General features: G+C 81.8%; 1 protein-coding gene. It reads left to right on the top strand.

What is annotated here, in order from left to right; genetic code table 11:
- Positions 1-948 (top strand): hypothetical protein (locus ABEA81_RS42320; protein WP_425570889.1); only part of this gene is annotated, 948 nt, incomplete at both ends.

Here is a 948-nt window from a genome sequence, read left to right as displayed (position 1 = left end):
CCCCGGGGCCGAGCCCGCCGACCCGGCCGCCCGCGAGGGGCTCGCTGCCGCGCCCGCCCGCGGGCCGCTCGAACAGGCGCGCCGTGACCACGCCGAGTTCGCCGCGTTCCACGCCGAGCTGCCCGGTGCTCGCGAACGGCACGAGAAGGCCGCCGCGGCGTACACCACCGCCGCGAACGACGCCGTCGACGCCCGCGCCGGTATGGAGGAGTCCCGCGCGGCGCGCGAGGCCGCCGCCGCGCTGCGGGCCGAGCGGCAGGACGCCGTGCACCGGCTCGTCGCGGAGCACGACGCCCTCCGCGCGCTCGCCGTGCCGGCCGGGCTCGACGCCCTCCAGCAGCGCCGCGCCGCCGCCGACTCCGCGCTCGCGGACGCGGCGGCCGCGCTGGAACGCGCGGAGGCCACCGATGCCCGGGCCCGCGCCGCGCTCGCCGTCGCCCCCGCCCGGGGCCCCCTGGAACAGGGGCTGCGCGACCGCCGCGAGCTCGACCGCACCGAGGACGAGCGCGGCCGGGCAGCGGTGCGCGCCGAGGAGGCCGAGCGTGCGGCGCGGTCGGCCGTCGACGCCGTCGCGGACGCCCGGCACCGCCTCGACCACGTTCAGGAGCGGCACCGGCTCGCGCTGCGCGCCGACCTCGCGGCCACGCTGCGGCCCGCGCTCGCCGTGGGCGACTCGTGCCCGGTGTGCGCGCAGACCGTGGCCACCCTGCCGCCCCCGGCCTCCCCGGGCGACGACCTCACCGCCGCCGAGCAGGCGGTGGACGCGGCCACCGGCGCCCTCGACGACGCGCGCCGGGAGGAGGCCGCCGCGATCTCCGTGCGGGAGCGCACCCGCGGTGAGGTGGAGCGGCTCGACGCCGAGCTCGGCCGACTCCGGTCGGCGCTGGTCGGCGTGTTGCCCGCCGCCGCTGTCCCGGACGACGGCGGCCTCCGGGCCGCCGATCAGCT

Origin of the sequence: Pseudonocardia adelaidensis (genome assembly GCF_039543345.1) — a bacterium.
In the GTDB taxonomy this organism is placed as follows: domain Bacteria; phylum Actinomycetota; class Actinomycetes; order Mycobacteriales; family Pseudonocardiaceae; genus Pseudonocardia; species Pseudonocardia adelaidensis.
The sequence above is the reverse complement of the archived record's forward strand: the minus strand, read 5'-3'. Positions and strand labels throughout refer to the sequence as shown.